Origin of the sequence: Clostridium ljungdahlii DSM 13528, from assembly GCF_000143685.1 — a bacterium.
Taxonomy (GTDB): domain Bacteria; phylum Bacillota; class Clostridia; order Clostridiales; family Clostridiaceae; genus Clostridium_B; species Clostridium_B ljungdahlii.
This window is the reverse complement of sequence record NC_014328.1, coordinates 3,271,968-3,296,816: the sequence shown is the minus strand read 5'-3', so window position 1 is coordinate 3,296,816 and position 24,849 is coordinate 3,271,968. Positions and strand designations below refer to the sequence as shown.

General features: G+C 31.2%; 24 protein-coding genes. 16 read left to right on the top strand and 8 right to left on the bottom strand.

Annotated features, from left to right (window positions below; all coding sequences use genetic code 11):
- Nucleotides 1–25 precede the first annotated feature (25 nt).
- Nucleotides 26–1,060: a cell wall-binding repeat-containing protein gene (locus CLJU_RS14745; protein WP_013239627.1), complete on the bottom strand. Its 1,035-nt coding sequence runs from the start codon at nt 1,058–1,060 to the stop codon at nt 26–28.
- Nucleotides 1,061–1,329: 269 nt separating this feature from the next.
- Here CLJU_RS14745 and CLJU_RS14740 point away from each other — a divergent pair, with 269 nt between their 5' ends.
- The 3 genes from CLJU_RS14740 to CLJU_RS14730 all read left to right on the top strand — a co-directional run bounded on the left by CLJU_RS14740 (nt 1,330) and on the right by CLJU_RS14730 (nt 3,925).
- Nucleotides 1,330–1,845, top strand: a complete 516-nt coding sequence (locus CLJU_RS14740; RefSeq protein WP_013239626.1) for a sigma-70 family RNA polymerase sigma factor — start codon at nt 1,330–1,332, stop codon at nt 1,843–1,845.
- The gene (locus tag CLJU_RS14735; protein WP_013239625.1) at nt 1,835–2,731 is read left to right on the top strand and encodes a DUF4367 domain-containing protein; all 897 of its coding nucleotides are present in this window, start codon (nt 1,835–1,837) and stop codon (nt 2,729–2,731) included. Before CLJU_RS14740 ends, CLJU_RS14735 begins: the two co-directional genes overlap by 11 nt.
- A 72-nt stretch (nt 2,732–2,803) precedes the next feature.
- Nucleotides 2,804–3,925, top strand: coding sequence for a protease complex subunit PrcB family protein (locus CLJU_RS14730; RefSeq protein ID WP_013239624.1), 1,122 nt, complete (start codon nt 2,804–2,806; stop codon nt 3,923–3,925).
- A gap of 163 nt (nt 3,926–4,088) precedes the next feature.
- Here CLJU_RS14730 and CLJU_RS14725 read toward each other — a convergent pair whose 3' ends face one another.
- Entirely contained in the window at nt 4,089–4,640 is a 552-nt protein-coding gene (locus tag CLJU_RS14725) for a PadR family transcriptional regulator (RefSeq protein ID WP_013239623.1), read from the bottom strand.
- A gap of 212 nt (nt 4,641–4,852) precedes the next feature.
- Here CLJU_RS14725 and CLJU_RS14720 point away from each other — a divergent pair, with 212 nt between their 5' ends.
- Nucleotides 4,853–6,847: an FAD-dependent oxidoreductase gene (locus tag CLJU_RS14720; RefSeq protein ID WP_013239622.1), complete on the top strand. Its 1,995-nt coding sequence runs from the start codon at nt 4,853–4,855 to the stop codon at nt 6,845–6,847.
- A gap of 83 nt (nt 6,848–6,930) precedes the next feature.
- Here CLJU_RS14720 and CLJU_RS14715 read toward each other — a convergent pair whose 3' ends face one another.
- On the bottom strand, nt 6,931–7,830 hold the full coding sequence (locus CLJU_RS14715; RefSeq protein ID WP_013239621.1) for an SDR family oxidoreductase: 900 nt from the start codon (nt 7,828–7,830) through the stop codon (nt 6,931–6,933).
- 150 nt (nt 7,831–7,980) lie between these two features.
- Between CLJU_RS14715 and CLJU_RS14710 the strand changes: the two genes are divergently transcribed.
- Both CLJU_RS14710 and CLJU_RS14705 read left to right on the top strand, forming a co-directional pair.
- Nucleotides 7,981–8,205: a PF20097 family protein gene (locus CLJU_RS14710; RefSeq protein ID WP_013239620.1), complete on the top strand. Its 225-nt coding sequence runs from the start codon at nt 7,981–7,983 to the stop codon at nt 8,203–8,205.
- 340 nt (nt 8,206–8,545) lie between these two features.
- On the top strand, nt 8,546–8,722 hold the full coding sequence (locus CLJU_RS14705) for an H-type small acid-soluble spore protein (protein ID WP_013239619.1): 177 nt from the start codon (nt 8,546–8,548) through the stop codon (nt 8,720–8,722).
- Nucleotides 8,723–8,799: 77 nt separating this feature from the next.
- On the opposite strand, the gene CLJU_RS21765 is transcribed toward CLJU_RS14705, so the two are convergent.
- The gene (locus CLJU_RS21765; protein ID WP_013239618.1) at nt 8,800–9,210 is read right to left on the bottom strand and encodes a hypothetical protein; all 411 of its coding nucleotides are present in this window, start codon (nt 9,208–9,210) and stop codon (nt 8,800–8,802) included.
- 278 nt (nt 9,211–9,488) lie between these two features.
- Between CLJU_RS21765 and CLJU_RS14695 the strand changes: the two genes are divergently transcribed.
- Together CLJU_RS14695 and CLJU_RS14690 are read left to right on the top strand one after the other, a co-directional pair.
- Nucleotides 9,489–10,052 carry a spore coat protein gene (locus tag CLJU_RS14695; RefSeq protein WP_013239617.1) on the top strand — a complete coding sequence of 188 codons (564 nt, stop codon included), beginning with the start codon at nt 9,489–9,491 and terminating at the stop codon, nt 10,050–10,052.
- Nucleotides 10,053–10,151: 99 nt separating this feature from the next.
- Nucleotides 10,152–10,691: a superoxide dismutase family protein gene (locus CLJU_RS14690; RefSeq protein WP_013239616.1), complete on the top strand. Its 540-nt coding sequence runs from the start codon at nt 10,152–10,154 to the stop codon at nt 10,689–10,691.
- An 82-nt stretch (nt 10,692–10,773) separates the two neighbouring features.
- Here the strand turns inward: CLJU_RS14690 and CLJU_RS14685 are convergent, their stop codons facing one another.
- Nucleotides 10,774–11,235: a DUF3189 family protein gene (locus CLJU_RS14685; RefSeq protein ID WP_013239615.1), complete on the bottom strand. Its 462-nt coding sequence runs from the start codon at nt 11,233–11,235 to the stop codon at nt 10,774–10,776.
- A 149-nt stretch (nt 11,236–11,384) separates the two neighbouring features.
- Here CLJU_RS14685 and CLJU_RS14680 point away from each other — a divergent pair, with 149 nt between their 5' ends.
- Both CLJU_RS14680 and CLJU_RS14675 read left to right on the top strand, forming a co-directional pair.
- Nucleotides 11,385–12,608 (top strand): GDSL-type esterase/lipase family protein, encoded by a 1,224-nt coding sequence (locus CLJU_RS14680; RefSeq protein WP_013239614.1) that lies wholly within the window; start codon nt 11,385–11,387, stop codon nt 12,606–12,608.
- 91 nt (nt 12,609–12,699) lie between these two features.
- Nucleotides 12,700–13,263 carry a flavodoxin family protein gene (locus tag CLJU_RS14675; RefSeq protein ID WP_013239613.1) on the top strand — a complete coding sequence of 188 codons (564 nt, stop codon included), beginning with the start codon at nt 12,700–12,702 and terminating at the stop codon, nt 13,261–13,263.
- 101 nt (nt 13,264–13,364) lie between these two features.
- Here CLJU_RS14675 and CLJU_RS14670 read toward each other — a convergent pair whose 3' ends face one another.
- Both CLJU_RS14670 and CLJU_RS14665 read right to left on the bottom strand, forming a co-directional pair.
- Nucleotides 13,365–13,670, bottom strand: coding sequence for a hypothetical protein (locus tag CLJU_RS14670; RefSeq protein WP_013239612.1), 306 nt, complete (start codon nt 13,668–13,670; stop codon nt 13,365–13,367).
- A gap of 74 nt (nt 13,671–13,744) precedes the next feature.
- Complete coding sequence (locus CLJU_RS14665; protein ID WP_013239611.1) at nt 13,745–17,044, bottom strand: cell wall-binding repeat-containing protein; 3,300 nt, start codon at nt 17,042–17,044, stop codon at nt 13,745–13,747.
- Between the two features lie 455 nt (nt 17,045–17,499).
- On the opposite strand from CLJU_RS14665, the gene CLJU_RS14660 reads away from it, so the two are divergent.
- From CLJU_RS14660 to CLJU_RS14640, 5 genes are all read left to right on the top strand, one after another.
- The gene (locus CLJU_RS14660) at nt 17,500–17,694 is read left to right on the top strand and encodes an alpha/beta-type small acid-soluble spore protein (protein WP_013239610.1); all 195 of its coding nucleotides are present in this window, start codon (nt 17,500–17,502) and stop codon (nt 17,692–17,694) included.
- 422 nt (nt 17,695–18,116) lie between these two features.
- Nucleotides 18,117–19,493 (top strand): PhoH family protein, encoded by a 1,377-nt coding sequence (locus tag CLJU_RS14655; protein WP_041705158.1) that lies wholly within the window; start codon nt 18,117–18,119, stop codon nt 19,491–19,493.
- Between the two features lie 382 nt (nt 19,494–19,875).
- Entirely contained in the window at nt 19,876–20,886 is a 1,011-nt protein-coding gene (locus CLJU_RS14650; RefSeq protein ID WP_013239608.1) for a phosphodiester glycosidase family protein, read from the top strand.
- Nucleotides 20,887–20,921: 35 nt separating this feature from the next.
- On the top strand, nt 20,922–21,947 hold the full coding sequence (locus CLJU_RS14645; protein WP_013239607.1) for an NHL repeat-containing protein: 1,026 nt from the start codon (nt 20,922–20,924) through the stop codon (nt 21,945–21,947).
- A 31-nt stretch (nt 21,948–21,978) separates the two neighbouring features.
- Nucleotides 21,979–22,614, top strand: a complete 636-nt coding sequence (locus CLJU_RS14640) for a site-2 protease family protein (protein ID WP_029702351.1) — start codon at nt 21,979–21,981, stop codon at nt 22,612–22,614.
- A 274-nt stretch (nt 22,615–22,888) separates the two neighbouring features.
- Here CLJU_RS14640 and CLJU_RS14635 read toward each other — a convergent pair whose 3' ends face one another.
- Nucleotides 22,889–24,037 carry a hypothetical protein gene (locus tag CLJU_RS14635; RefSeq protein ID WP_013239605.1) on the bottom strand — a complete coding sequence of 383 codons (1,149 nt, stop codon included), beginning with the start codon at nt 24,035–24,037 and terminating at the stop codon, nt 22,889–22,891.
- Between the two features lie 167 nt (nt 24,038–24,204).
- On the opposite strand from CLJU_RS14635, the gene trmB reads away from it, so the two are divergent.
- Nucleotides 24,205–24,840: a tRNA (guanosine(46)-N7)-methyltransferase TrmB gene (trmB, locus tag CLJU_RS14630; protein WP_013239604.1), complete on the top strand. Its 636-nt coding sequence runs from the start codon at nt 24,205–24,207 to the stop codon at nt 24,838–24,840.
- The last annotated feature ends 9 nt before the right edge of the window (nt 24,841–24,849 follow it).

Genomic DNA, 24,849 nt, shown 5'->3' with positions numbered 1-24,849 from the left:
TTATTGCAACAACCCCTTTTGAAACCTATATGCTTAATGGAAAATATATATTATCAAATATAGAATCTGGAATAACAGAAAGTCCTCCAATTATTTGCACATGAGTATTTTGGGAAACTGTATCTTTAATATAGTACATAGCATTGTTTGTTGCATCTGTACCATCTTTGTCAACTAATACTAATGGTGCACTATATTTTCCAGCTAATGCGGAAGCAACTAATGCGTCTGCGTAAAGGTTATCCGGTATGGCTGCACTTGCATTTGCTACATACAAATTATCATTTTTTAAGTCACTCTTGAATGTTTTTAATACAGCTAAGTTAGTATCAAATCTATTCGCTCCACCATTTACTCTAGTAGCGTTTGCCCCAAAAGTGTTCTTTATTGAGTCACTTATAACATCTCTAGTTCCAACAATTACAGCCTTAGAGCAGTTGATTTTTGCAAAGTTAATTGATGATTGAATTGAATTTTTGTTATTGTTTGCTAGTAACAAAATCTGTCCTTTTGCTGCAGCTACTGATGATACAGAAAGAGCATCTGCAAATCCTTCTCCACTAGCTACTATAATGTTGCTTGCACTAACTCCTAATTTAACTAGATATTTGGCTACTGCTATATTAGTTTCATACCTGTTTGATCCTTCTAACTCTGTCAAGGTATATTTGGATTTAAGAGTATCTCTTATGTTCTGCGAAATAGAAGCATTTCCTCCAATAACATATATATTTTTTATTCTTAATAGGTTTAGTGCATATTCAGCTTCTGGGCTGAGTGCATTTGATGAAGTTAAAAGTATAGGTGCATCTAATTTCTTAGCTAATGATGAAGCACTTACTGCATCGGCATATCCTTCACCTGATACTAATACAACATTTTCTGAAGTTGTCCAATTTATTGTAGCAACTCTAGCAGCTGTTCCATATCTATTATTGCCGCTTATTCTTGATATTGGCGGTTCATAATATGCTTTAACAGAATTGTAGGCAAATGCTATATTTAAAATGAAAGATAGAAACATTACAATACCAAGCTTTTTTATACCTTTTTTGTACATATTCTAAGTCCCCTTATTTGCTATATTATGGTAATATAAGTATATAATAGCATATTCTAAATTTTGAAACAATAAAAATGACCATTAATACAGTAGAATATTACTGATATATGCTCATTCTTTAATTCTCAAATTTATGAAGCCAAATTAAAACTTTATACGTCATATAATATGAAAGGGATTTTGATGGTAAAATTAAGTATACTTAATTTTAATTTTTAAAAATTGTGTAGCAGGAGGAAATGTCTTGGAAGAGATGTTATTGATATATGGATGAGAAAATAGAAGAGTTAATGAACAGCTATGGAAATGACGTACTTAGAATGGCCTATCTGTATTTAAAGGACAAGTATTTGGCTGAAGATGTTTTTCAAGAGGTTTTTATAAAAGTGTATAAAAATTTTAGTAAGCTCAAAAAAAGCAGCAGCGAAAAAAACTGGATTATGACTATTACAATAAATACTTGCAGGGATGTACTAAGAATTTCATGGTTCAAGAAAGTTATTCTGTCAAAGGATGTGTATGATAATTCTTTTGTAGATATTTGTGAAAATGTAGATGATAAAGTTATAAATAAAATTCAACATGAAGAATTATTAAAACAGGTTATGGATATGCCGCGCAAATATAAGGAAATTATAATTCTTTACTATTATGAAGAGCTATCTACAAGGGACATAAGTAAGGTACTGAAAATACCAGAAGGTACTGTGCGCAGCCGGCTTTTTAGAGCAAGGACAGTATTGAAATCCAATATAGATGGGAAGATTGAATATGAGAGATAATATGAAAAATTTTAGGAATGAATCAAATGAAATTCTAAAAGATATTTGTGTTACAGATGAATTGAAAAGAAAGACCCTAGAAAGATGCAGTAATAGAAGGTCATTGCAATTAAAACCGGTTTTAATTGCATCAGCTGTTTTTGCCATTTTAATTTTTACATTTAAGTTATACAACTTTTCTCATAAAGCTGATATTGCACGCAGTTATGTAAAACCAGATCAAAAATATGTAGACAAATCAATAAATAATGATCATAAAGGAACTATAGATAATGAAACGTCAAAGGAAATATCAAAAGCTAATAAAATAGGAAATTCAATAGTACAGGATAAATCAAATGCAAAAAATTCAACTAAGAATGTAAGCTCAAATAAGGATACAACAATTCAAAATAAAAATATTTTGTCACAAAATACAAATAATTACAATGTTGAAACTCCTAGTACTAATCAGGAAAATGAAAAAGAAGATGATAAAAATCATGGGGGAGATTTAGGTGCAGTAAGACCTAGTGGAGTAGCTTCTCTAGGAGAATCCTTAAGCATGAAAGATGCTGAAAAATATTTTGAAAGTAAGGTGTTGCTGCCATCATATGTTCCTGAAGGATTTGAACTTTCAAATATATCTATTCCCTGTGAAGGCGTTAAAAGTATAAGCATAAAGTATAGTTTAAATTCTAAATATTTTATAATACAGGAAAGCAAGAGTTTATCGGGATTAAAAGGTGATAAAACTTTATATATTGGTGCTGGTAAGGCTTATATAAATTACTTTAAAGATGAACAAGCAACAAGTGTATCATGGATAATGAATAATGTGGAATATTCTTTATATGGAAACATACAAGAAAATTCCCTAATTGACATAGCAAATTCAATTAAATAAATTATGGAGCGAAGGCCAGAGTCCATACGTCTAATAATTGAAAAAGATATTTAAAGGAGGAGGAAATTATATATGTTTAAAAAGTTATTTATACCTATGTGTTTTGCATTAACTGTAGGAGCTGTATATATGCCGGCTTCAGTAAAAGCTCAAGGGACAGTCAAGATGCAATCTTCAGTATCTAACATCAGTAAGAATAAACTTATTATTAAGAATGGACCTAATATAATGTGCAATAAAATTGATTTTCAGACTATATCTTATGATAATGCGCCAAAAACTTTAACTAATGGCATAGATTCTTGTAAATCCAGTGAAGGATTTTTGTACTATTTGGATAGCAGCACGAATTATCTATATGTAGCTGTAATGAGAGGACAAAAGCCCACAGGAGGCTACGATATTAAAGTAGATGCTGTAGAAGATGTAGAAGGAAGGGGAAACATAATTGTAAAGGAAACAGACCCGGACAAAGGTGCCATAGTACCTCAAGTTGTAACTTATCCTTATACTATAATAAAAGTTAAATTACCTGATTTTAGTATAAGCGTAAAAAATTCTTCAGGTAAGGTATATGATTATTTAGGTGCAGGGGAAAGCAATATAATAGGTGCTTCCTGGGTAATTGGTAATTTAGAAAATATATATACTGATAAAGACTATATATTTATAAAGGTTAAATATGAAAATGGTGATACCGAGCTTTTTTATGTAAAAAATAATGATGAAGGAAAAAATCAAATAAAAAATTTAAAAGTAAATAGTACTGTAAGTGTAAGATATGCACTTGGAACTCCAGAAAAGTACAATGGGGAAGCTGCATTTCCTCTAATAGATGTAAAAATGCCTGTAGATAAGAGTATGTTTACAGACAAAGGATGGGAGGATTTAAATTCAAAGGACTGTTTGAATATTTTACGGGATAAACAATGGACGATAAAGTTTAAAGATCAGCTTAATGATGAGAACGTAAATAGCTCAAATATATATGTAGTAGATAGTTCTGGAAATGTAATTCCAACAGCATTATCTCTACAAGATGATAAGAAATCTGTAAAAGTTACTCCCTATAAACCTTATAAACTGGGACAAAAATATTACCTATTTATAGTAAGCAAATTAAATAATAATACATCTTCTTTAAAAGGATATAGGATGGGTTTTCAAATATCAGATAGTATACACATGAATTAAAATGACAAAGTTCAAATAACAAAGAACAGATAAAGATGATTTCCATCGTACCTCAGGAAATCTATAATTTTAATATTTTCTGACGTTGGGAAGAAAATTGTCTCTATTTGATATTTGAACTTTGTTCTTTAAAAAAATGAAGGTTGATTTTTGTTTAGAACCCCTACAATCCTTCTGTAATTTTTTTTATACAGTCAAAAAGCCAATCTACATAAGCATTTTCTCTCATGATGGCTCCTCGTAAGACAATATAGTCACCAAAACCAGAAGAAGGCACTTTAGATATATCCTTTTCCTTTAAAAGTTCTTCCATAGAATTTTTAAGATAATTTAATCTTTCAGTATGTTTATCTAATTGACTTTTAAATTGTTTTAATAAGGTGTCAGTGTCCATTTCATCACAAAAATAAGCTTTAAGTCTGAAAATATCTTTAGGCGTTGGTTCTAAAGGTTCATCTTCAGCAAGCCACTTTTGTAAATCCTTTTTTCCACTTTCAGTTATTGTGTATAACTTTTTTTCTAATTTTTCTCCTTGTATTACCGTTTCATATGAAATAAGACCTTCATCTGTCAATTTCTTTAATTCAGGGTATATTTGACTATGTTTAGCATACCAGAATTCTACTAATGCATCATTAAATTCTTTAGTTATATCATATCCAGTTGACGGTTTTCTATTAATAAGCCCTAAGATTGCGTATTTTAAAGTCCTCATATATATTAGCACCTCGTTCTTTCCATATAATCATTTTATCATGCATGAATATAAAGTAAAGTAAAACATGAAAAATTAAACATGTAAACATTGACATGATTTATAGTAATATATATAATATAGGTAAAGATAAATATGTAATCGTATTTATTAATAAGTACAACAGGACCAACATTTTAATACTTATATTATTTAAATTTAGGAGTGGTTTTATGAATAAGTATAAAAAATTATTTGAACCAGTTAAAATTGGAAAGTGTGAAATAAAAAATCGTTTTGCACTAGCACCTATGGGGCCACTAGGACTAGCTGACAGTGAAGGAGGATTCAACCAAAGGGGAATTGATTACTACACTGAAAGAGCAAAAGGTGGCACTGGCTTAATTATTACAGGAGTTACTTTTGTAGATAATGAAGTTGAAGAACATGGTATGCCAAATTGTCCTTGCCCTACACATAATCCTGTTCAATTTGTAAGAACTGCAAGGGAAATGACAGAGAGAATACATGCATACAATGCAAAAGTATTTTTACAAATGTCAGCTGGATTTGGTAGAGTAACTATACCTACTAATCTTGGTGAATTCCCACCTGTTGCACCATCACCAATTCAACATAGATGGCTTGATAAAATTTGCCGTGAGCTTACAATAGATGAAATTAAATCCATAGTGAAGAAATTTGGGGATGGAGCTTACAATGCAAAGAGAGCTGGTTTTGATGGAATTGAAATTCACGCTGTTCATGAAGGATATCTTATAGATCAATTTGCTATTTCATTATTTAATCACAGAACAGACGAATATGGGGGAAGTTTGGAAAACAGACTTCGTTTTGCACGTGAAATAGTTGAAGAAATTAAAAATAGATGTGGAGAAGATTTTCCAGTAGTGCTTAGGTATTCACCAAAGAGCTTTATCAAAGATTTAAGAGATGGAGCACTTCCAGGAGAAGAATTTGTTGAAAAGGGAAGAGATTTAGACGAGGGAATTGAAGCCGCTAAATTACTTGTATCTTATGGATATGATTCATTGGATACTGATGTTGGATCATATGATTCATGGTGGTGGAGTCATCCGCCAATGTACCAAAAGAAGGGACTATATAGACCATATGCTAAATTAATGAAAGAAACTGTAGATGTTCCTATTATATGTGCAGGAAGAATGGATGATCCAGATATGGCACTTGAAGCCATTGAAAATGGAACTTGTGATATGATAAGTCTTGGAAGACCATTACTTGCAGATCCTGATTATGTAAATAAGTTGAGGGCAAATAGATGTCAATCAATTAGGCCTTGTATATCATGTCAAGAAGGTTGTATGGGACGAATTCAACATTATTCAATGATAAATTGTGCAGTAAATCCACAAGCATGTAAGGAAAAGGACAATGCACTTCTTCCTATATTAAAGAAGAAAAAAGTTTTAATAGTTGGTGGTGGAGTAGCAGGATGTGAAGCTGCAAGAGTTTTAGCACTTAGAGGCCATGAACCAGTAATTTATGAAAAGAATTCTAGACTAGGTGGTAACCTTATTCCAGGTGGAGCACCAGATTTTAAAGAAGATGATATTGCCTTAGCTGATTGGTATGCACATACATTAAACGAATTAAATGTACAAGTAAATTTAAATAGTGAAATTACTAAAGAACAAGTTTTAAAAGCCAATTTTGATAGTGTAATAATTGCTACAGGGTCTACACCAAAAGTATTCTCACTTGGAGACGATGATAAAGTATTTACAGCAGCAGATGTACTTACAAAAAAGAAAGATTGTGGAGGCACTACAGTTGTAGTTGGTGGTGGACTAGTTGGATGTGAAACTGCACTTCATCTTGCTAAAAAAGGTAAAAAAGTAACTATAGTAGAAGCATTAAATAAAATACTTGCATTAAATGGGCCGCTGTGTTCTGCAAATAGTGAAATGCTTGAAAGACTTATTCCTTTTAATGGTATTGATGTAAAAACAAGTTCAAAAGTTAAAGCATATAAGGATGGAAATCTTGAAGTAGAGACGGAAAAGGGAACAGAAAAAATAAAATGCGATTCGGTAATACTTTCTGTTGGATATAAAGAAAAAAATTCACTATATAAAGAATTAGAATTTGAAATCCCAGAAATTTATCTTTTAGGAGATGCACGTAAGGTTTCTAATATTATGTATGCTATTTGGAATGCATATGAAGTTGCCAATCACATATAGGGTTTGTAAGTAAATTATTTAGATCAGTACCACTCTTTTATAGATGGTACTGATCTCATATTATATATAAAGGAGATAAAAAGTTATGATCCTATAAAGCCTCCACCATTTACATGTAGAATTTGACCAGTAACAAAAGTAGAATCGTCAGATGCTAAGTAAACATAAGCAGGTGCCAATTCCACAGGTTGACCAGCTCTTTTCATAGGAGTATCTAAGCCAAAAGTTTCCACATACTTTGCTGAATAACTTGATGGTATAAGAGGTGTCCAAACAGGTCCAGGAGCAATTCCATTGACTCTTATCCCTTTTGATACAAGAGAAAGAGCTAATGAACGGGTAAAGCTCACAATGGCTCCTTTTGTAGAAGAATAATCAATAAGTAGCTTATTACCCATGTAAGCTGTAATTGAAGCGGTATTAATAATGCTGCTTTCTTTTTTTAAGTGAGGTAGGGCAGCTTTAGTAACGTGGAATAAGGGAAAAATATTTGTCCTAAAAGTATCTTCCAATTGTTCTGTAGAGATATTTTCAAGACTGTTTTGAGGAAATTGAACACCTGCATTATTAACTAGTATATCTAGGTGACCAAAGGCATCAAGTGTATCTTTGACTATTTTTTTACAAAAGGACTCTTCTCTTAAATCTCCAGAAATTAAGAGGCACTTTCTTCCTTGAGATTCTACTAAAGCCTTTGTTTTAGCTGCATCCACATGTTCATTGAAGTACACAATACTAATGTCTGCACCTTCTTTGGCAAAAGCTAGAGATACAGCTCTGCCAATACCACTATCTCCTCCAGTAATTAGGGCGACCTTATTTTTTAATTTATCACTCCCAGCATAGTCTGGATTATCAAATATAGGCTTGGGGTTCATAAGTGTCTCTAATCCGGGCTGTACAGCTTGGTGTTGAGGTGGAAAAGCTACTGGAACCCTTTTACACTTTACTTTGTAACCAAAGTAAGGATAGTAAAAAATCAAATCTATTCCTCCTAGCATATATTACACAAGTTAGTATATGCAATATGTTTTAAGAATGTTAAAATGAAGTTATAATAATGTGTTTTACTAATGATATAGATTTTACATAATTAATTTAAAGATATTATAGCTTGTTTGGAGGAGTTTTATATGGAATGTCCTTATTGTAATGGAGAAATGGTTAAAGGTCATATATATGGGGATAACTATAAAATGAAATGGCTACCTGAAGATAAAAAATTGTTTCTTGGAATATGGGCCAAAGGTGGTGTTGAATTAGGAGAATCCGGTTGGATAGGAAGACCGAAAATTAAGGCATATATGTGTAAGACATGCAACAAAATTATTATTGATGTAGAACAAAATAAGGGATAATGAAAACCAGGGATTTCATTATCCCTGGCATAAGATGTTTAGGAAATTTGAGTTATACAAAGTAAGCTGTATTGTGTAATATAGGGGTTAAAAATAAAGAATTAAATGCTGGAGATTCGTCATCTCCAGCATAAAGTAATACCAATATGTTAGAGAAAGAATATTATAGTTTACACGAAACTTAGATATTTAATAACTTTAACACATTAATATCCTTATGCTAATAGAATGTGCAGAACCTAAAATATTATGCTGGTAATTTGAGGAGAAACATCTTTTTGTTCTAGAAGGTATAAAAAGTTTACTATATAAGAACCTATGTATATAGGAGGTGGTAAGCTTGGATAAGAAAAGAGTAAAAGAAATAATTGAATCTAAAGGAGTTATACAGGTAAAATATAAAGATAATCCCGTATGGCTTGAAAGTATAAATACAGATGAAGATGGTAAAATACAAGTAAAAAACTTAAATACAAATAAACATTTTAATGTAGATATTGTAGATTTGAATGAATGAGTTTATTCTAAAATGTACTAGGTAAAGCATAATAAAAAATGAAGGAGAAATCTTAAGATTTCTCCTTCACTTTTTAGTTACTTACTCTTTTTCTGCCTAGATTGTTGATTTAATTTCTTAGCTTCATCTAAATCACTGTTATTTGAAACATTTGAAAAAGAAGATGAACTTTTGCCTGAAACCTGTGAGTTTAATTGTCTAGCTTCTTGAAGATCTGGGCTATTATAACCGGTAGTGCTAGCAGCACTTGACATATTTCCCTGTTTAGATTGTTGATTCAATTTTTTTGCTTCATCTAAATCACTGTTATTTGAAACATTTGAAAAAGAAGATGAACTTTTGCCTGAAACCTGTGAGTTTAATTGTCTAGCTTCTTGAAGATCTGGGCTATTATAACTGGTAGTGCTAGCAGCACTTGACATATTTCCCTGTTTGGATTGTTTATTCAATTTTTTTGCTTCTTGAAGATTTTTATCATTTTTATTCATAATAGTATCCTCCTTTAGTCTAATGGGATTATATAAACATTTTAGGTTTAATTCATATTGAATTATGCTACTTTAATATTTTGTCCTTGCGGCAGTAATATATACTATAGAATATTAATGACTATTTCCCAGAAGAGGAAAATACAAATTTATATATAGATTGAAAGCTTAGTATAGAAAACTAAAAATGCTATAGTATAAAATAGATATTCTAGTGGAAAATTATTTACTGTAGTAATGATTTTAAAATAAGTAAAATTTCAATAGGAGGTAATATTATGCAATTGGCTGCTCATGAAATACATGATCTACATGAATTAACTATAAGTTGCGTAAATTCTATAACAAATATGGCTATGTTTATAAATGCAGTTCAGGACCAGGAATTAAAATCTATGATTCAAGCACACTTCCCAGCACATATTCAAGATTATAATATAAAGGTTGAATATTTAAGTAAAACTACAGGTCCTACACAAAAGTTAAATGTACCATCTTTGGTTAAAACTTTGCAAGATTATACTAAGTCACCAACTAATAATTTTCCATCAATTACACCAAGAACGGATATTCAGCAGATGAACGATAGAGAAATAGCAACTGCATATCTTTTAACTCTAAAAAGGGCAGGAAGGGAATATGCGTGGTCTGCTATGGAAGCTAGTAACCCTGGCGTGAGAGAATTTTTAAAGGATGCGTTTACTATGAGCTGCAATCATGCTTATGAAGTTTGGCAGTACATGGTGAAAAAAGGATATTATCCACTAGAGCCGGCACCTGAAAGTACAATAAATACAATGTCATCTATATATAAGGAAGTTCGTCAACCTTCATTAGTTTAGTTTTAAAAGATCAGCGTGCTATTTAATACGCTGATCTTTTTGTAACTATTTTTAAAGTTTTACATAACATAAATTGAAGTATTTAATTTGGAGGATATTATGCATTTTGACGAATATGAATGTCCCTTTATAAATCACAATTATTGTGGATATAGGGGTGATATGAATATGCATGCCACAAAAGCTGTAGCTCATATAACTGGAGGACCTTTAGCTCCTAATATAAGAGGTACTGTAACTTTTACTCAGGTACGTGGAGGAACTGAGGTTTCTGTAGAAGTAAATGGATTACCTCCTTATAGACCTGCTATGAATGGAAATCCACAAATTGGACCTCATGGATTTCATATCCACCAAAACGGTACATGTGCTGTTGGTAATCCTGAAGAACCATTTAAAGCTGCAGGAGGACATTGGAATCCAACCAATCAGCCTCATGGCAATCATGCAGGAGATTTTCCAGTTCTTTTTTCAAATAATGGTTATTGTAGAATGACCTTTTTTACAAATAAGTTTAATGTTGCTCAGATTATTGGAAAATCGGTAATCATACATGAAAGTCCAGATGATTATAGAACTCAGCCTGCTGGAGCATCTGGTAAAATGCTAGCCTGTGGTGTTATTAAGGCAATGATGTAATTAAAAGAATGCTGCTAGAAGGGTAGAGGGATCTTTTATTTGTGTGAAAAGTTTACATATGAAATATCCCTCTTTTGACATATTACCTATTTTTCAAATTATTTTTAACACCTGTAACCATGTTGACTATATTCATATAAGCTTGTTGTGTACCTTTTGTTACTATTGGTCTTCCAAAACTTACCCAATGAAGTTTTCTTGAAGTATATCCTCCTATATTCATAAGTAAATTGACAGTTGGTTTGGTGTCTACAATAATAAGTTCATCAGTATTTTTGTTAAAAATAGAGTACATATCCATAATAGCAGGTATTACTATGTCTGGAGCATATTTTCTAGCTAAAGTGTATACGTCTGCGTTAAATTCATCTTTTCCAATATAAATTAGCCGTCCAAGATCCTTTTTTTCCATTTTATCAAAGGTCGGTAAATCAAGTAATTCTTTTTTACTTGGTATTCTATCCATTGGCAGGTTCCCAATATGTATATTGGCTGCTACGGCAGTAGAGTGGGCACCTCCCACGTCATGATATATGACTATCATAATTATTTCACCTACTTTTGTGATATCATAGATTTATTATTTTACAAAAGTATAAATATATTCACAATTACGTATTTTACAATGTATTTGGTGTATGATTTCTACATATATTAAAGAGAAACATTAAAAATAGGTAAAGGAGTATTAATATGCGTCAAAAGATATTAATCATTGTTTCTGCTGTATTTGCATATTTTGTCATGCTTTTTGTAAGTTCGGCAAAAATTAATGTAATAAAGAAAATTAAACCAACCCCTAAAAAAGTAATTCATAAAGAATCACCTTATGAAAAGTATGGATATAATATAAATGCAGGTTTGTTAAAATATAAAAATAAATTGAAAAATACAAGTACCCAAAAGGTAAGAATATATTGTATAGGTGAGTCCAATACAAGAGGAGAATATTCCAGCGATGAGATAAACAAATCTTGGGTTGGTGTAATGAAGTCATCACTGCAAAATCAATTTGGAAATGCAGGAGAAGGCTTTATTAGTATTTATGAAGGTGCCCTTCCTTCTGGTACTAAACCTAGATGGAAACTAGGAACAGGTTGGAGTGTTTTTGGGGCCTCTAAAGAATTTACTTCTAATGTTGGTGGTTTTGGTGGATGCTTTGGAATTTCTAATAAAAGTATTTCACCGGCAACTTTGGTTTTTACTGGAACAAGTTTGGATTTGCTGTATTCTAAAGGAAAGGATGGAGGTACAGCTGTTGTAACTATAGATGGCAAAAAAGTAGGTTCTATAGATTGTTTAGGAGAAACAGAAAGCTTTTCACACAAAGTTTCTTATTCAGGCTTAACTAATACAAGGCATACATTAGTAATAACTCCAAATACAATATCCAATATTTTTATAGAAGGTGCAATTGCCTCATCAAGTACTACAGGAATTGAGGTAGACAAGATAGCAATTTCTAGTAAAACGGCAAGTTATTTTACTACAGATACCACAAAGAAAATTTGGAATGTATTATCAAAGCCGGATTTAGTATTACTATCTTTTGGGATTAATGAAGCAGGACGAGGTATTTCTGTTCAAGCTTACAAGGAAAGCATGATAAACTTAGTAAGCTATTGGAAAGAAAGAGGCAGTGATGTATGCTTGGTGTCAAATCAAATGCCTGCTGAGACATGGACAACAAATTGGTCTGCTTATGTTATGTCTTTATACGAAATAGCAGATGCTTATAATACAGGTGTTATAGACATTTATAAAGCTTATTATAAGGATTATACTACTGCACAAAAGGAAGGTTTGTTTGGAATGGCTAGAAACGATTATTCAGGCGGAAGTGGAACAAATACAGCACATCCTAGTGACAAGGGTTATAAATATATTGGAGACATTATATATGGTAACCTGCAGTAATTTTAATGCTTTACAACCATTTAATCTGACTATATAATTGGATAAAGAAGAAGATAAAACCAGTTGTTAATGTTTACAAGGAGTGATAAAAATGGTTAAAAATATTTTAGTACTTACAGGAAGCCCAAGAAAAAATGGTAACAGTGAAATGATGGCAGATGCATTTATTAAAGGTGCTAGGGCCAAAGGGCATATTGTAACAAAATTTGAAACAGCAATGAAAAATATTAATGGTTGTAAGGCTTGTAATACCTGCTGGAGTAAGGGCAGCGCCTGTTCATTTCAGGATGACTTTAGTGAATTAGAACCACTACTTGAAAGTGCAGATGTGATTGTATTTGTAACACCTTTATATTGGTCTGGTATGTCATCACAAATAAAAGCACCAATAGATAGACTATATGCTTATGTATCACCTAATTGCAAACGTCCACTTAAAATAAAGGAAAGTGTACTTATGATTTGTGGAGAAGGTAACGAAGATGGTATGTTTAATGGAGCAATTGAAACTTACAAAGGTATTATTGATTATCTGAAGTGGAACAATCTAGGAATAATTACTGTTCCGGGAGTCGCAGATAAGGGTGATATTGCTAATACTAATGCTTTAGAAAAAGCCGAAAATCTTGGCATGAGTATTTCTTTTACTTGTTAGAGACAAGTCTTAATTATATGAAATATAGATTTACTAAAAAATACATAATTATAATAGGTACTAGCAAATTGCTAGTACCTATCTAATATTATATTTTAATATTAATACCAGTCGTCATAATCACCATACATGATTACAGGGAATACGAATGGCATGAAAGGTCTATGCATCATTCTACGTCTTCTTCTACGTCTGGGTCTTCTACGTCGTCTTCTTCTAGGTCTCCCGTGCCTATATCCATCATCTTCAGGATCAAAGTCATATTCATCAGGATCTTCGTCCTCGTACTCATCATCTATTGGTTCATCATAATAAGACATTGAGTAATATGGACATATATTTTGAGAAACATCGAAGTTTTCAGCGCTTTCTTTGCTACTGCTGTCGCTAGTAGAATTGATATTCATGTAATACCTCCGTGAAAATATTTATATTATATACTATGGTTAAATTGCAAATTTGTTAATAAAATATAATTATTTTAATTGGAAATCACTGTATTTATTCTCAAATCATATTTTGACGGAATGTAAACAGAATTTTCTCCACTGGCATCTTTTTTACTTCTTATGTTAATATCTGCAGAAGACAACGCAGCATGAATGTCAATTTTATCTCCAGGCTTTATAGAGCCGTCTTCAAATTTATAGGTTACATTTTTACCACTTACGGATACAGATGTAGGATTCAGTTTTCCGCCAGTGCTCTCATTTGTAAATATAAAATCATCACAGTACAGTCCATAAATACTATCGTCGATATCTTCATCAAATGCTATTGTTACAGAGCTATTTCCCGTGGTGCTGCTTGCAAACCACAAACTGGAATTAGTTCTTGGAGGAAGCATCATACTGTATACCTTATCCAATCCTTCTTTCAGTGTACGTCCTGCTATATCTTTAGAAATTGAATTTTCAATTGTAAATAATGCATTAACTCCAGCTGACTTCACCGTGTTGATTTTTACATTATCTTGAATTCCACTAGAAAAAGTAAGAATTACTTTACTTCCGTATACAGTACCACCATCAGGAGTCATCCCTGCAACTTTAAAGTCATTTAGGTTTAAATTGTCCAGATTAGAAGTTAGAATAAACTGTACCTTTAGGTCATCACCATTGTAAAAAAATTTTACAGTATTTGAAACAAGAGATGGCCCTGTACTATAATCTCTACTTATGTTATCAACATAGGCTATTCCTGATAAAGTATTTAGAGATTTATCTTTAACATATTCTACACCTACTTTGAGTACATTATTTTCTGAAGTCCCATAGCTTAATATATAATTAGATGGAAATTTAATTAGAACATAAGTATTATCTTCACCAGGAGTAATCACTGCATTATAAGGCAATGTTTCAGTATCACCTGTACCATCTAAAAAATAATAATTTGAAGAATTTTTTAGTGAATCTATATCCATGGGTTCATTGAAAAAAATAACTATTTCTTGAGGATTATCTAATTTTTCAACTATAGCTGTAACTTTGGGATCTATGTTATCTATTCCATTGAAAGTTATAGTATAATCATCCATCACATTAGGCTTTAAGTTAGTATCAATGATATTTTTAATAACTAAAGTGTATGTTACATCTGCTAAGGCATTATCTCTTATAAATTTTATATTATAGGTATTTGTATTGTCATTGTTAACACCAGTAGCAGGCATTATTTCATCAATTTTATAGGTTATGTCTGTTCCATCAGAATCAAGCAATTTATAATTTGATTTATTGGTTGCATATATATTCATTACATATTGGTTGAATTTTATGTTTATTGTTTGACTGTCGAGTATTTTAAATCGTGTAATTTGTGGTTTTACAGTATTATCTTCAACTTCAAAACTCGTACTGGAATTGTCATATATATTATTGCCATAGGCGTCTTTAATATTGTTTGAGACACTTATAATATTACTTCCAATATTAAGTAAAGAATTTATAATTTTTATTTTAACAACTTTATCATTTGATCCCTGACAAAAATCTATGGAGGAGGGCGTTATTGTATTTCCATTTATTTTATAATTATTTATATTAAGTGTGGTTTTAGTATCCATAGATCTATTGTAAGTTACATAAATAATTCCATCTGTAGTATAATTAGCTTTTGCAATTTGAGGATTATCCTTTAATGAATTAATATTAAAATTTATAGAAGTTTCTTCTATAGGAAATCCTGCAGCGTCATCGAACTGTTCACCTGAGATTCCCCGGGAAATTTTAAAAGTATTGACACCTTCTTTAAGGGGTGTATCAAAATAAAGTACTACTTCCATTGACCATACGCCTGATTTTTCATAAAAAGTACTTAAGGATGTATTTAATCCAAGGCCTACTATACTTTGACCATTGATTTTCATGGAAGATAAATTATTTGTACTTATCCTTATTGGCTCTAAAAATTTAAGCACTAATTTATTACTTCCATACAGTGTTAGTGCTTGTATTTTAGGTGCAGTGATGTCTAAAAAGGTAATTTCTTTTTCAATTTTAGGTATCATCACATTTAAATCCTTATCTAGCACAGTGCTTTTTACAGTAAAAATTATGTTTTTATATTGTGAATACGGGTTTGCAAGGGTAACTAGTACAGTTCTATTATCATCTTGCAGCGAAGCTGAAGATATATTGGTGGTAAGGTCAATTCCGTCAATTTGATAATTCCCAACAAATTCAGCTGTTTCTTTATTGATTTCAGTATTGAATGTAATTTTAATTTGATTTAGTCCATTTGTAGTTATTGAAACAATGTCATTAGAAATTGCATTATTTATCTTTGAGATAATATTATCAGAAATAACGTTTTTTCCACCTATGGCATTTAAGTCTGTTAAATTAGTTGCTTTATTTTTTATGTAGTTTAATGCTTCCTCTGTAGATTGGGAATTATCACCATCTACAAGCACTAATGGTGATGACCATTTACCAGCTAAAGAAGAGGCTATAAGAGGATCTGGAAAATCTTCTCCACCTGCATTTGCTATAAACAGCTTATCATTTTTTAATATATCCTGGTATTCATTTAACATATTTAAATTGGTTTCAAATCTGTTAGCTCCACCATTTACTCTTTTCACAGCACCTATTTTATTATACATATTGTCATTTAATACGTTTTGTGTACCAATAACTGTAACATTTGAATTGTTATTTCTAATAAAGGTTAAAACTGGTTCCATTGAGTCGTCATCATTATTTCCGAGTAAAAGAATTTGTCCTTTAGCTGCTGCTATAGGCGCAGCTGATAGGGCATCTGAAAATCCTTTTCCTGAGACAAGCATTACATCCAGGGCATTAACACCTAATTTGACCAATTCATTAGCAACAGATACATTGGTTTCGTATCTACTTTTTCCACCTAATTCTATTAAATTGTAACCATAACTTTTAAGTTCATCTCTTATATTTTGTGATACACAGGAGACTCCTCCTATAATATATATGTTTTGGGGTTTTAAGGTGTCTAATGCAGATTTAGTATATGAATTAAGTAAGTTAGAAGTAGTTAAAAGGATAGGAGCATCTAACTTTTTTGCAAGGGTTACACCACTTACTGCATCTGCATATATTTCACCACACACCAATACTACATTTTTACTGCTAGTCCAATTTGTAGTTGCACTTTTAGCAGCAGTCGCATATCTATTAAATTCTCCGATCCTAGAAACCTGTCCAGAAGCAGCTTGAACTGATTTTGGTATTAAGATTAAGAAACAAATTAGGAATACAAATATGCTATTTATTATAAACCTTCCATAAGTTTTCCACATTTTACAATGCTCCTTATAATTGATTCTAAATAGTGTACCTAATTTAATTGTAATTGTAATCTAGTATCTTCACAACTTATAAAATCTGGTATAAAGTCTGTTATTATGAAAATCATTATTTTTTATCCAGATTATTTTTTTATGAATATTTACATAATGTATATGGTGTCATATTGTTAGAGATATTGGGTAATATAATAGTGTCCTAGGGAAATGACCTTAGCGAAAATGAGGATAGTATAATTATATGTATCTATTGAAAGAGGTAAGTGCTGGTAGCTAACAGTGCTTACTTTCTTATTACAAAGCAGTAAAAAATTTAAAAGCATTTATGCTTATTAACTTATATTGCAACAAGTACTAAATATTCATTCAATTACCTGGAGTAATTTTTTTAAAAATGTAGAAACTTTAAATGTAAGCAGTAAAGTTTACTATAAAAAGGAGTGAGTACTATGACAAACAGTAATAATCCAGTAGTTCCACAAGCTAAAGCAGCATTAGATCAATTCAAAATGGAGTCAGCTAAAGAAGTTGGAGTAAATTTAAAGAATGGTTATAATGGAGACTTAACTTCAAGAGAAGCAGGCTCTGTAGGTGGAAATATGGTTAAGAAAATGATTGAGGCTTATGAACAGAATTTAAAGTAAATATATGATAAAAAATCTGTACCTAAATTAGGGTACAGATTTTTTATTAGAATCAAGACATATTGAAAAAATAACTAGTCAGTATGCTAGCTTATTTTGCGTCTTTGACTTGTTACTTTGTTCCATATACTTAAGTTAACAACATTTTAATTCATAAAGTATTAAAAAAGTAAATAAATATTTAATATATTTGACACCATATTGTCACATAATATAGTTAATATTAACAATATACCGATGAAACAAAGATAGCATAATATTTTGATCCCCAATTATTATATTATGGAAAATAGGCACTAGTTATTACTAGTGCCTATCTTTTATGCAAATAATTCAAAATATATTTTCAAAGTTTATGAAATTTAATTCATTTATATATTTAAATGAATATATTATAATAATGGTAGAGGGGAGGAATGGCTTTGAAAAAAACTTATGTTTTAGACACCAATGTTATTTTGTATTCACCAGGGGCTATATTGACTTTTGATGATGGAGATGTGGTTATACCTGAAGTAGTACTGGAAGAGCTAGATGGATTTAAAAAGAATAAAAATGATCTTGGTGCCAATGCTAGGTATGCAGCTAGGCTTATAGATGACTTTAGGAAAAGCGGTAAGCTTAACCAAGGAGTGGACTTGCCAGGTGGTGGAAAGTTAAGGGTTGAAATGAACCACTATGATGTACAGATGCCCCCGGCTTGGGACAAAAGCAAACCGGATAACAGAATAATACAGGTGTGTAAAGGCCTTAAAGAAAGTGGTGAAAATGTATGTTTGATAACAAAGGACATATTTGAAAGAATTAAGGCTGATATAATAAATATAGAGGTAGAAGATTTCTATGAAAAAGTTGTTCCCGAAGATGAAAGTCAGTATACAGGAAGGATAGATGTATATGCTTCTGAAAAGGATATAACAGAATTTTATAGTAACAAATATATGAAAGTTGATAAAATAACTTGTTATAATGAGGACAATGCAGAATACTTTGATCCACCTCTTTATGTAAACGAGTTTATTATAATACATTGTTTAAGTAATCCTAAACAGACTGCCCTTGGAAGATTTGACGGTAAAGAAATAGTTTCACTTTGTTTTAAGGATAGTACACCTCTTGGAATAGTTCCAAGAAATGTGGGACAGAAATTTATGTTGGAGGCACTTTTAACAAATGCAGAAAAGGCTCCAATTGTGATAATAAAAGGTCCTGCAGGAACGGCAAAAACTTTATTTTCACTGGCAGTAGGTCTCCATAGTATAATGGAAGAAGATAAAGGAAAATATAGAAAGATGCTGGTATGCAGACCTAATGTTACCATGGATGAAGATATAGGATTTCTTCCAGGTACAGAACAGGAAAAGATATCGCCTTTTATGAGACCGATATTAGATAATCTAGAAATATTAGTGGATTCCGATGAAAAAGAAAGATATAAAAACGAAAAGGAATTAGCTGATAAAATAAGAGAATTATTTGACAGGGGAATTATAACTACAGAGGCGGTAGGTTATTTAAGAGGAAGATCTATTGTAAAAAACTGGCTTGTAATTGACGAAGCCCAGAATCTAACTCCAAAACAGGTAAAAGCAATTATAACGAGAGTTGGATCGGGTACAAAACTACTTTTAGTAGGGGATCCAGAGCAAATAGATCAAGCTTTTTTAGATTCAAGATCGAATGGGTTGTGTTATGCTTCAGAAAAGATGAAAGGAAGCAAGTTATGTTATCAAATAACTTTGAAACATGATGAATGTGAGAGGTCTCCTCTTGCATATGAAGCCTCAAAGAGACTGTAAATAGGAAATATAATTTTTAAAATAGATCGAAAATTGGAAAAACTTATTTATAATTTGAAACTTTATACAAGAGCACTTTGGTGTTAGATAATGGATTGTATACTGAACACCAGAGTGATTTTTTTATTTAGTCCTTTATCCGATGACTACCCGCTCTAATACTTCCACTTCTCCAAGTGGGGATAAAGAGCGGCTATGCTATGTCCCTGGATAACGATTTCTAAGCATCAAATGGAGTTTAAAACTCCATCTGATGCTTAGAAATCTGTTTATATTATATAAAGTTTTTAGTATGTTCATAATTATTTCTATTTAAAAATTTTATCATTTATTGTACAATGTTGAAGGATGTATTTTTTTTAGAAAGGAAAGGTTTCAACGTATGAAGAAGGGGAAAATTGAAGGCAAAAAGAAACGGCCAGTTTGGAAACTCATACTGTATTTCATATTATTTGAGTTTATATTTACTGGAATGACTGCTCCATTTTTAGTATTTTACGGTCCTTTTGAAAATGTAAAGAAAACAGTAGTAGGCGCAGCCATGACTACTTTAAGTCATCAGTACATAGCAAAAATATTTTTATCAGATAGTGAAATACAAAAAATACTAAGTGAAGACAAACCTAAAAATATAGAAAAAGATAATTCACCTTTAAAATTTGAAAATAAGCATGATAGTAGTATAGAAAGAGAAGAAATAAGTGATGGAAGAAAATTTAAAGGTTATATGCTTATAATACACGATCCTACTAGAGTTAAAGTAGGATACAGTAAAAAATTAGGGGTAGCTGGAGAACTTACAAGTCAAATAGCAAAAGATCATAATGCTGTAGCTGCTATAAATGGAGGAGCTTTTACAGACAGTTCTTCTAGTGATAGTGACAATAAGTGGACGGGTACAGGAGGGAAACCTACAGGTATACTTATGAGTGATGGCCAGATTGTTGCTAATGATATAACTGATCCTGATGATAAATCAAAAAGTGTAATGGCACTTACAAATAAAGGAGAGCTTATAGTAGGACATCACAGCTTAAATGAACTGAAAGAGAGAAATGTTACAGAAGCCATATCTTTTGAGCCTGCCTTAGTAGTGGGTGGAGAAGGAATGATATCCGGTGATGGTGGCTGGGGAATAGCTCCTAGAACTGCGATAGGACAAAGGTCAGATGGTGCTATTTTATTGCTAGTTATAGACGGACGACAAGCTAAAAGTATTGGTGCTTCCTTGAAGGATGTTCAAAATATAATGCTTCAATATGGCGCAGTAAATGCTACAAATTTAGATGGAGGGTCTTCTTCAACTATGTACTATGAGGGAGATGTAATAAACAACACTTGTGATCCCTTAGGTGAGAGATCAGTGCCATCAGCTATTTACGTAAAACCATAGAAGGTTATAAGATAATTATTAAAGGGGAGTAACGAATGAAAATTTTTAAGAAAATTACTATTTGGATAATTATATCTCTTGTAGTACAGTTTGCAGGATTGTTTTATATAAATAATTATTTTTTATCCTCTCAAACAGAGATAAAAACAAAAAAAATTGTAAAGAGCGAGCCAAAAAAAGCAGATGTTGTTATAAAGGTACCAGAAGATGCTAATAATATTAGTGTTTCCTTTGATGGTAGGTATCTGGCATATTGTGAATCAAATGTTTTGAAAGTGGTGGATACAAAGAATGGAAATGAAAAAAATATAGAATTTAGGGATGGAGTCAAGGTATCTTTTTATAAATGGCAAAACGATAGGGATAGAATACTTATAGCAGAAAAAGAAAGTTCTGATGACGGTTCAAAATTTGAATTATCATATTATGAAGCTGGTAAAGATATAAAAGAAAACATAAAATCATTGGATTCGACATATGAAAAAGCTAAAATTGATGATATAGAAGAATCTCCTTATACCAATGTTATATACGTTAAGATGGAAAGCAGTGGGGAAAGGACAAATATATATAGAATTGATATAATGAATGAAATACAAAAAGTAACTACAAGATCTTATATGGTAGGTAATATGGGAATATTATCTTTAGATGATAAACTTATATATGAAGATAAAGTATATGGTAAGATATATGTTACAGGTGATGATAGGTCACTTATGATAAATGGGGTAGAAAATCCTGTTTGGGTAGGAGTAGATGAAAATGATAAAATATACATAGGTGATGAAAAGGACAATAAAATATCAAATATCTACTGTGGAACTATAAATGACAGCGGAAGTAATTATCAAAACATAAATTTGGGCCAATCTGTGAATAAGGATGACGTGTTTGTCATGCCATCGGGCAAAATATATATAAATGACAATTTAAAAGGAATTGTTACGGAAATTACAAGTGGAAAGCAGTATGTATATAAAGGAAATTTTGTACAAATATATGAAGGCGGAATTGCATCGATAAATGATGGAAAGTTACAAAAAGTAACGTTAAATTAGTAAAATGAGGGGATGAAATTATTTGAATGAAATGATATTGGATAAGATACTTATTATACCAGGAATACTTATAGGGCTTACATTCCATGAATTTGCTCACGCCTTTGTGGCAGATAGATTAGGAGATAAAACAGCTAAATTTCAAGGAAGACTTACTTTAAATCCATTTGCACATATAGATATTATAGGTTTTATAATGATATTACTTGTAGGGTTTGGATGGGCAAAGCCTGTTGAGATCAATCCAAATGCCTTTAAAAATAGAAATAAAGATGATTTAAAAGTTTCTGCGGCAGGTCCTTTGGCTAATTTAATAACAGCATTTTTAGCTGCACTCTTGACAGTGTTTTTATATAAATTTATCTTTTCATCTAGTAATTATAATTTAGTTTCAAATATAGTAGTTAAAATTGTATTGTATGTAGTAAATATAAATTGTATGTTGTTTGTGTTCAATTTAATACCTATACCTGGATTAGATGGATTTCATATACTAAGGGATTTGTTTCCTTCCTTTTACTATAATATATCAGATACTTTATATAGGTATCAGCTTATTATACTTCTTATATTTGTAGCTACACCAATTGCAAACTATGTAGTAGGTATTCCGTCAATGGCCATATACTCTAAACTTATGGCCATTGCCAATAGTATAATCAGATAAACAGAGTTCTTGGCATCAGATGGAGTTTTAACTCCACCTGATGCTTATTAACAGGATTCTTAGTGCTTCAGCACTTAGAAGGCGTTATCCTTTAGGAGAAAATCGTTATCCAGGGACATAGTCGTTCTTTACTCCAACTTGAAGAAAAGCAGATATCCCAAATCTTTGATTTGGTGATAGTCGCTTTCGCTGTGTGCGTGGGAGTATTATAGCGAGTAGTCATCGGATAAACAGAGGAAGATTGTAAAATTGTTTTTTATTTACAATCTTCCTATTATTTTTTGCTGTGAAGTGCAAAGTAATTGTTTATTTCTTCAAATATGGCTTGGACTCCATTTCCCCAATTTGAATCTTCTGCATATTCTTTGCCTATCCACATAAAAGGGTTGTTTTCCTTTGGCATGTTTTCCGATAGATTTATAATAGTTCGTGCAGCTATTCTTGAAGAATCTTTTATATCAGTATTATATTCCTGCCAACTGTGATATACGTTAAAAGGGTTGTTAGCTATTTTAGAGGCACTTGGAGTATTTACAGGTACGAAGTCCTGTTCTTGTCCTGTTATAGCAAATAATAAAATTGGATTTAAATTAAACTCTCTTGCAGTACTCATTATAGTAGAAAAATATGGATCTTTGCCTAGGAGCGAATTGCGGCTGCTTAAGTAGGATTTCAATTTATCTTCATCTATTGTTTGATATTTTAAATATTCAGGAAGATATACATTCGGAAAATTCTTTTTAGCATTTTTTAGAGTTACTTGGTCAACCAGATCTTTTAAATAGCTATTCCCACTTTCAGAAGTACTGGCTATATAAAAAGGAATTTTAAATAGGCTTTTTTGAAAAAAAACTTGTCCTAATACCTGAGAAATTAAAACAAAAAATATAATTGAGGAAAATATTAAAAGTTTTTTATTAAATTTTAACTTGAAAGGTATAGCTGGAGCAGCTGTAGTTTCAATAGTTCTATTGGGGCTAACAGGCTCAGTTATTTTGTTGTTTAGGTTTTCATCTGTAACAGGATTCATTTTTGGATTTGTTATCCCTAAATAGTTGTTTAAATCTTTTTCTTCAACTGAACTTTCTATATTTGCATTTATCCAGCGGGTAATTTCTTTTGTAAAATTTTTCTTTAAAGGTTCGATTTTAATACAGCAGAGAAATATATCATACATGAAAATTGAGGCTTTATTTTTAGAAAAGGTATTTTTTAAAGTGTTTATTTTTACAGTTTGTCTATAATTTTCTGGTAGTTCCTTTAGATTTGTATCTAAAATATGGTGTATGGTGTTGGAAAGCATTTTTGCCTTTTCGCTGGATGGAATCTTAAAATATTTTTTATTAATGTATTCTTGCATTGTTTTTATATCATCAGTGTTAATTATCTTTTTGTTTTTTAGTTCTTCTATAAAGTAATCCATAATTTTCACAACCTGAATAGTATAATATTTTACTTATTATTATCGTATATTGTAGAAAAAACTTTAATAATGTATAGAAAACAATATTTATATAATAGCATTGACAGTTTTGTAATTTAAATAGATAATTTATTTTGTGATTAAAAATTTGGAAAGGAATTTAGAATATGAGACTTAGAAAAAAATGGTGGGCTAGACCTGAAATGGAGGCTAGTTCTTTAACTATAACAGAACCACAAAAGTATAAGGGAAAATGGAAAGAAGAGTTTAAAAATCAGAATGATATATATTTGGAGTTAGGCTGCGGAAGGGGAAAATTCTTGTATACTCAGGCGTTAAACAATACTAATATAAATTATATAGGTATTGATTTAAAAGATGAAGTTTTAATATATGCACTTAAAAAGCTTCAAGAAGCTGAGGTTACAAATGCCAGGATAATGCCTATGAACATAGCTCAAATTGAGGAAGTTTTTGATAAAGACGAGATAAGCAGGATATATATAAATTTTTGTAATCCATGGCCTAAGAGAAGACAAAAGAAAAGAAGACTTACCCATACTGTATTTCTAAACAGGTATAGAAAGTTTTTAAAACTAGGTAGTGAAATATGGTTTAAAACAGATGACAGGGAACTTTTTGAAGAATCTCAGGAATATTTCAAGGAAAATGATTTTGAGATAAAGTACCTTACTTATGATCTTCACAGTAGTGATTTTGCTGAAAATGTAGTTACAGAATATGAGGAAAAATTCACTTCCCTTGGAATGAAAACTATGTTTTTAATAGCAAAAATGTTGTAAGAGGAAGGG

Excerpts from the sequence above, each read along its gene's own strand:
- trmB (WP_013239604.1), top strand. The coding sequence starts at position 24,205 with ATGAGACTTAGAAAAAAATGGTGGGCTAGACCTGAAATGGAGGCTAGT.
- CLJU_RS14730 (WP_013239624.1), top strand. The coding sequence starts at position 2,804 with ATGTTTAAAAAGTTATTTATACCTATGTGTTTTGCATTAACTGTAGGA.
- CLJU_RS14650 (WP_013239608.1), top strand. The coding sequence starts at position 19,876 with ATGAAGAAGGGGAAAATTGAAGGCAAAAAGAAACGGCCAGTTTGGAAA.
- CLJU_RS14675 (WP_013239613.1), top strand. The coding sequence starts at position 12,700 with ATGGTTAAAAATATTTTAGTACTTACAGGAAGCCCAAGAAAAAATGGT.
- CLJU_RS14720 (WP_013239622.1), top strand. The coding sequence starts at position 4,853 with ATGAATAAGTATAAAAAATTATTTGAACCAGTTAAAATTGGAAAGTGT.
- CLJU_RS14645 (WP_013239607.1), top strand. The coding sequence starts at position 20,922 with ATGAAAATTTTTAAGAAAATTACTATTTGGATAATTATATCTCTTGTA.
- CLJU_RS14665 (WP_013239611.1), bottom strand. The coding sequence starts at position 17,044 with ATGTGGAAAACTTATGGAAGGTTTATAATAAATAGCATATTTGTATTC.
- CLJU_RS14670 (WP_013239612.1), bottom strand. The coding sequence starts at position 13,670 with ATGAATATCAATTCTACTAGCGACAGCAGTAGCAAAGAAAGCGCTGAA.
- CLJU_RS14640 (WP_029702351.1), top strand. The coding sequence starts at position 21,979 with ATGATATTGGATAAGATACTTATTATACCAGGAATACTTATAGGGCTT.
- CLJU_RS14740 (WP_013239626.1), top strand. The coding sequence starts at position 1,330 with ATGGATGAGAAAATAGAAGAGTTAATGAACAGCTATGGAAATGACGTA.
- CLJU_RS14710 (WP_013239620.1), top strand. The coding sequence starts at position 7,981 with ATGGAATGTCCTTATTGTAATGGAGAAATGGTTAAAGGTCATATATAT.
- CLJU_RS14695 (WP_013239617.1), top strand. The coding sequence starts at position 9,489 with ATGCAATTGGCTGCTCATGAAATACATGATCTACATGAATTAACTATA.
- CLJU_RS14725 (WP_013239623.1), bottom strand. The coding sequence starts at position 4,640 with ATGAGGACTTTAAAATACGCAATCTTAGGGCTTATTAATAGAAAACCG.
- CLJU_RS14685 (WP_013239615.1), bottom strand. The coding sequence starts at position 11,235 with ATGATAGTCATATATCATGACGTGGGAGGTGCCCACTCTACTGCCGTA.
- CLJU_RS14745 (WP_013239627.1), bottom strand. The coding sequence starts at position 1,060 with ATGTACAAAAAAGGTATAAAAAAGCTTGGTATTGTAATGTTTCTATCT.
- CLJU_RS14660 (WP_013239610.1), top strand. The coding sequence starts at position 17,500 with ATGACAAACAGTAATAATCCAGTAGTTCCACAAGCTAAAGCAGCATTA.
- CLJU_RS14735 (WP_013239625.1), top strand. The coding sequence starts at position 1,835 with ATGAGAGATAATATGAAAAATTTTAGGAATGAATCAAATGAAATTCTA.
- CLJU_RS21765 (WP_013239618.1), bottom strand. The coding sequence starts at position 9,210 with ATGAATAAAAATGATAAAAATCTTCAAGAAGCAAAAAAATTGAATAAA.
- CLJU_RS14690 (WP_013239616.1), top strand. The coding sequence starts at position 10,152 with ATGCATTTTGACGAATATGAATGTCCCTTTATAAATCACAATTATTGT.
- CLJU_RS14680 (WP_013239614.1), top strand. The coding sequence starts at position 11,385 with ATGCGTCAAAAGATATTAATCATTGTTTCTGCTGTATTTGCATATTTT.
- CLJU_RS14635 (WP_013239605.1), bottom strand. The coding sequence starts at position 24,037 with ATGGATTACTTTATAGAAGAACTAAAAAACAAAAAGATAATTAACACT.